Origin of the sequence: Vibrio sp. 10N.222.49.A3 (genome assembly GCF_041475145.1) — a bacterium.
Taxonomy (GTDB): Bacteria; Pseudomonadota; Gammaproteobacteria; order Enterobacterales; family Vibrionaceae; genus Vibrio; species Vibrio tasmaniensis_A.
This window is the reverse complement of record NZ_JBFRVM010000304.1, coordinates 1-4,825: the sequence shown is the minus strand read 5'-3', so window position 1 is coordinate 4,825 and position 4,825 is coordinate 1. Positions and strand designations below refer to the sequence as shown.

The window sequence follows — 4,825 nt, the reverse complement described above, 5'->3', positions numbered from 1 at the left end:
CTTCTGGTGCAGATCATGTCACCTTAGCACTGGTTGCTGACTACATTTCATGTACCAGCTTCGGTTACTAAGGACTACTGAGATGTTGATTGCCATGAGTGAAAAAGAAATTAGTCGATTCAAAGTTATTCAAGACGTCTGTGAACATCGTTTGCGTCGTACTGATGCGGCAGAGATACTTTCGTTAAGTGAGCGTCAAGTTCAAAGGTTAATGAACAAACTACGTAAACATGGTGCGGCTAGTTTAACCCATGCTTCTAGAGGTAAACCCAGTAATCGACGTTATTCTGACGAATATCGCAAAGAGATTCTTTCGACTATCCATAAACACTATTCTGATTTCTCGCCCACATTTGCACGTGAAAAGATCATAGAAAATCATAATTTAGCTATCTCGTTAGAGACACTTCGCCAATGGATGATTGCCGATAACCTTTGGATCCCACACTCACAACGAAAACCTCGGATCTATCAGCCTCGTTACCGTCGTGATTGCTTGGGTGAACTTATTCAAATTGACGGCTCCCATCATGACTGGTTTGAAAGCCGCAGCGACAAATGCTGCCTATTGGTGTTCATTGACGATGCGACTGGCCGCTTGATGAACCTAAGATTCAGCGAAACGGAATCCGCGTTTGACTACATGTTGGCGACGCGTGAATACCTCAATGAGCACGGTAAACCCATCGCATTTTACAGCGACAAACACTCCATATTTAGAGTGAATCAGGAGAAACACAAACAAGTTGGCCAAACCCAATACGGGCGCGTGCTGAAAGAGCTGGCGATAGAACTCATTTGTGCCAACAGCTCCCAAGCCAAAGGCCGTGTTGAGCGAGCCAATCTCACGTTGCAAGACCGGCTGGTTAAAGAGATGCGCTTACAAGGCATCAACACCATCGAGCAAGCCAACGCCTGGCTTCCCTACTTCATCGCCGATTTTAACCACCGCTTTGCTAAGCCCGCTCAATACCCGAAAAACATGCATCGTCCGGTTCGAGAATCCAAGCAAGAACTCGACGATATTTTCAGTTGGCAAGAAAGCCGCAAGCTCTCAAAATCACTGACATTTCAATACGATAAAGTAATTTATCTCATTGAGCCTACCGAAGAAAACAGCCGATTAATGCACGAAACCGTGAAGGTACTCGACTACCCAAATGGAGAAATCGCCATTCAGTACGGGCATCGAAAACTCGAATTCAAAACCTTCGACAAACTCGAGCACGTTCAACAAACCCAAATCGTCGACAACAAACGCCTCGGCCAAGTTTTAAAATTTGCTCAGCAACAACAAGAAAAATTCGAACAACAACAGCAACGAACCCGCAGTAAGAAAGCCCCCAGCGCCGTGCACAACAAAGAGCCCTTCAAACAGCCCCTCGAGCCATCAACCCCGTCCTCACCGAACCCTTAAAAGCTTCCAGTCGAAAGACTTAACAAGGGGACATTTCTATTGGGGACAAATAAGGACATTTTAAAATGGGATTGACATAGGGCTTTCAGAAAGCCAGTAAAACTATAGCCACCTAGAACCACTCAACAAAGCCTAACCAAGCTTTAAAAGCGCTTAGCAATATGATGGGTTTCGTTTTTCTCTCGAGCTTTGAAACGCTTCGCTGCTTATCGCTCAACAAACTGAATCGACCCCTTAACATGATCACGTTCGCTTATCCCTGCGGGCTGAAATACTAAGCTGGCTCATAACCGTCAAAATCACCAGAGGCAAGCATTGAACGATAAAGCTCAGGCGTCAAATCAACAAGCTCAAGACTATCACCATACTCAGAAGATAATGTTGAATTCATATCTGACATAGACTTAAACGAGTACCAACCTTGACCAGGCGTAAACGTAGAAACCATATCAGCGGAAACCTCTTCATAATAAACTTTCATTTAAATCATGTCCTTACTTGGATATTTGCGACAGTCATCTTCAAGACCAATTTGCCAAAAATCATAACACCGTGGACATTGCTCTTCATAGAGGTAGATTTGATTGTCGGAAATGTATTCAGTACAAATGAAGTCAATATCACCACACTGAGGACAGCAATCGCGACGTTTAAAAGAATGAGTTCTATTTTGAATCTTCATGTTATACCGCCTTATAACCATGCGTAAGAGCCGAAGCTGTCACACCATCGCGACGGTTAAAGTGTCTATCAAGTGCTAAACATAAATCATCGAGGTGCATGGCCATCATCGGTGTTGATGGACCCTTTTTGTCATAGAAGATCACAACGGAGTCATCGACACGACTTTTTGAATCTGGGGAGTTTCGCTCTAGAACAGATAGGCGTTTAACCATATCGTAAGGCATTAGGCGTCTAGGGATTGGAGGCTCAGCGCTATCTAACTTGGCACGCTTGAGCCCTAATTTATTCGCAAAATAACGAATAGAGGCAGGTTGACGACCTAGCTTTTTAGCCAACGTCTCAACATCGAGTATCCAATAGTTTTGTTTTAAATACTCAGTATCTTTTCTAGATAACTCCTTGAAGCGTTTAAGGTTTAGCTTGCGAATCTGGTTTTCTACTGACGGAAAAGTACGATCAAGCTTTTGAGCGATTGTAGAAAGGTTTTTCCCCTTAAAGAATAATTCTTCTAAATAACGAGACTCTTCAACAGTCCAACTCTTACTAACAGTCTTAGGTCGAGATTTTTGAACAATTTGAACTGAACTATCAGAAACTTGAGGTAAACGCACAAGTAAATCCGCAAAAGAACAATCTTGATTAACGTCTTGAGATAAAAATGAGCCGTCCATTATAGCCCCCTAGCCTTTATTTTAAGTATGAGAGACCCTAGCCCCCCAAATATAAATAAGCCGAAAACAGGGAGGCTAAAGCGATTAAATTAATTAGCTCTTGAGACAAATTATTGCTTTAAAGAGGAAGCGAAATGCTTTTTGATTTCATCATCAACAGGGATTAGTTTATTCACAATAGCCCCTGCTAATGGATCGTTTAAGTTCAAACCAAGTTCAACTTCATACTCACGACGAGGAACAAGAGCGCCCGTCTCCTCAAGCATTTCAGCATAAGCTCGGTCAATCATAAGTGGTGTGTCATACTTCTGATTCACATCACCTGACTCACCAAAAGTACGACGTTTATAGTTCTCAGTATCGACAATACGAAGAGGACGAGAAATATTTAATTGAGCCTGTTCACCACCAAAAGCAGTCCAAACAAAATCGATACCCAATACAAAAATACGTGTAGCCATAATTACTCCAAAGAATTTATTAATTTCTGATGCATAGAGGGATAAGACAAAACGGAATCATCACGAAGTAAAGACGTAACCACCCTTTCAAAATCTCCCTCATAAAGCTCAAGCAGTGAATTTACCAAGCGACCATATTGACGCTTAGCCCAGTACGAGGCCGAAAGCACATCACAAGCGACACGCTTACGCCCCTTAGATTTACTAACAACGGGTTTAACATCAGTAGAAACAATCGAAGCAGCATATTGATTCAAACCAATGAAATGACCGATAGGATTTAAAAGAACGTCAGTGGTATATTTCTTGAGTTCAACCTCAGAGCGATACCACGAAAAATTATCAGACTTGATATTACGTTCTAATTTTTTGTTATAGATACGCCAGTAAACAAGCGATTGACGAGAGCCGATATCACGTTCTTCACGAGTAAAAACCTTGTTACCAGAGGAATCATATTGAAACTCATCACCAATTTTCACTTTAGGACTAAAGCCTCGAGAGCGTTTAAAGCCACCAAGAAGCGCAGCACGTTCCGCGGCCTCACAAGTATGGACACCATCATAATCATCAAAAGCCAAATCAATTCGAGCTAAGTTTTTAACGCAAAGAACCGTAGAAAGCCAATGGTGCAAGAAGTGACAAGAACGACTAGAAAACAGGCACTTACAACCATGAGCAGGTATCTGAAAGTGAACGGTATCCCTATTCCCTCCTATCCCAACTTGACCACAATAATCATCACCAGAATCAGATGTGAGAACGAAAGAATCCTCATAAAACTGGAAGCCTTTACCACGAACAGAGCCATAGCTGAACCCTAAAACATATTGAATAAAGCGTCTTAAAGTCTCTTCAAGGTACTCAGTGTAAACCGACTGAAAATAACGATTGTAAGCTTCAACTTCTTCAAAAGTTTTAGCGGTATGAGCGTTAAAAACGGGTTCGTCAGGAAAGTGAATGCCGGAATAAGGCGCATCTTTTTTACAGTGACGAAAATCTGAAAGTTTCACAGTAAAGCTAAGGTAATCGACAATCACAGGTGATTGCTCGTAGTCCTCAATGAAAGTGAACTCTTCTGGTGAATGCTTTACGAACTCAGGTTGAAGACCTGATTTTGTAGGGCGATAAACATGTTTAGGGGAAACCTTATAAGGATGCTTACGCTTAAAAACATCAGGGGCATCAACTGAAACCTGATTAAGAAAGGCAGAGCCACAAACAGGACAACAAACCCTGAGAGATTCCTCGTAGATATGACCGCAATCAATACAAGCGCGACTCATAACTGAACCCCCATGATTGAAATACGCTCCTGATAAGTTGTATCTGTAATATCGATAAACTCGAACTCTAAGAACTCATATTCACACCAAGACTGCAAATTACGGAAAGACTTGAACATATCCCACTCACCACAGACATAAACTGAGACGGATGAATCAGGCAAAATGTCGTAATAAATCGTTTCCATAGCAAACCCTGTCAAGTACATTTTCATATGCCTTAAACCTACAGGTTCGTAAATGTCAACACTATCCTGTATAAAACAAGGGGTATAATTAAATAAAGGGTAAACGCGCCATAAACCC

At 41.9% G+C, this 4,825-nt stretch carries 5 protein-coding genes and 1 pseudogene; 1 reads left to right on the top strand and 5 read right to left on the bottom strand.

Going from position 1 to position 4,825, the window contains the following annotated elements; genetic code table 11:
- Positions 1-94 precede the first annotated feature (94 nt).
- A pseudogene (locus tag AB4589_RS25265) lies at positions 95-1,440 on the top strand (ISNCY family transposase).
- Positions 1,441-1,691: 251 nt separating this feature from the next.
- Here AB4589_RS25265 and AB4589_RS25260 read toward each other — a convergent pair.
- The 5 genes from AB4589_RS25260 to AB4589_RS25240 form a co-directional block, all read right to left on the bottom strand.
- On the bottom strand, positions 1,692-1,898 hold the full coding sequence (locus tag AB4589_RS25260) for a hypothetical protein (protein WP_122047589.1): 207 nt from the start codon (positions 1,896-1,898) through the stop codon (positions 1,692-1,694).
- Between the two features lie 202 nt (positions 1,899-2,100).
- Positions 2,101-2,772, bottom strand: a complete 672-nt coding sequence (locus AB4589_RS25255) for a gcrA cell cycle regulator family protein (protein ID WP_371709812.1) — start codon at positions 2,770-2,772, stop codon at positions 2,101-2,103.
- A 110-nt stretch (positions 2,773-2,882) separates the two neighbouring features.
- Positions 2,883-3,233, bottom strand: coding sequence for a DUF1293 family protein (locus tag AB4589_RS25250; protein ID WP_371709811.1), 351 nt, complete (start codon positions 3,231-3,233; stop codon positions 2,883-2,885).
- Positions 3,234-3,235: 2 nt separating this feature from the next.
- A complete protein-coding gene (locus AB4589_RS25245) occupies positions 3,236-4,519 on the bottom strand; it encodes a replication initiation factor domain-containing protein (RefSeq protein WP_372069613.1) in 1,284 nt (427 codons plus the stop codon).
- The coding region (locus tag AB4589_RS25240) for a hypothetical protein (RefSeq protein WP_372101941.1) at positions 4,516-4,825 on the bottom strand (310 nt) is incomplete at its 5' end. The genes AB4589_RS25240 and AB4589_RS25245, both read right to left, overlap by 4 nt.

Coding starts and splice junctions, on each gene's coding strand:
- AB4589_RS25255 (WP_371709812.1), bottom strand. CDS start 2,772: ATGGACGGCTCATTTTTATCTCAAGACGTTAATCAAGATTGTTCTTTT.
- AB4589_RS25245 (WP_372069613.1), bottom strand. CDS start 4,519: ATGAGTCGCGCTTGTATTGATTGCGGTCATATCTACGAGGAATCTCTC.
- AB4589_RS25250 (WP_371709811.1), bottom strand. CDS start 3,233: ATGGCTACACGTATTTTTGTATTGGGTATCGATTTTGTTTGGACTGCT.
- AB4589_RS25260 (WP_122047589.1), bottom strand. CDS start 1,898: ATGAAAGTTTATTATGAAGAGGTTTCCGCTGATATGGTTTCTACGTTT.